The organism is Xenorhabdus innexi (assembly GCF_002632485.1).
Classification (GTDB): domain Bacteria; phylum Pseudomonadota; class Gammaproteobacteria; order Enterobacterales; family Enterobacteriaceae; genus Xenorhabdus; species Xenorhabdus innexi.
Window position 1 is genome coordinate 1 of sequence record NZ_NIBU01000237.1, and the last position, 635, is coordinate 635.

Below are 635 nucleotides of genomic sequence, written 5' to 3' on the forward strand. Positions count from 1 at the left end.
TGACAACGGTAAGTGGGTATGCCCCAATAATCCGGTGCTGACAGCAAAACAAACGGGCACTTTTTCGCTTTATGCGGCTCAGTATCAGGAAATCCAAGCAGATGAGCCGACCAAGATCCATTATGAAAGAACCTCAGAAGCGGCACGTGAGTACGAGGTTAGTATCTGGACACCACCAAAAATTACTTCCTCTGATCCGCAGGATCAAGCCCAAAATAATTATATTACCATTATGGGGCAAGGAGTTATGAAAGATTATTCATTTCCTTATCTTGTCACTGATTTTGACCAAAATAAGTATAAAGTTGAACCGATAGAAAAAACGAAGGATCAATGGCGCACAAAAATTTGGATAAACTGCGGGGTGGCTTCTGGTAAAATTAGTATTGAAGGAATTGAAAATTCAGAATTTATTATTAAAGAGCCTCCATGCGGTGCAACCATTACGTCAATGAAGGATGGGCAAATTATACCTGATGGGAAATATGGTTTATCCGGTTTCATTAATGTTAAAACTCCACAGGATGATAAAAATATTAAAGTATCAATTTCTGTTTTTGATGATCCTGAATATACTCATATTTCTGAACCACCGAAAGAATATACACCTTATGTTGAGCCTAATTCGAGCATAT

At 38.1% G+C, this 635-nt stretch carries 1 pseudogene; it reads left to right on the forward strand.

The features are described from left to right. Positions 1-34 precede the first annotated feature (34 nt). A pseudogene (locus Xinn_RS21340) lies at positions 35-635 on the forward strand (hypothetical protein); the annotation flags it as partial.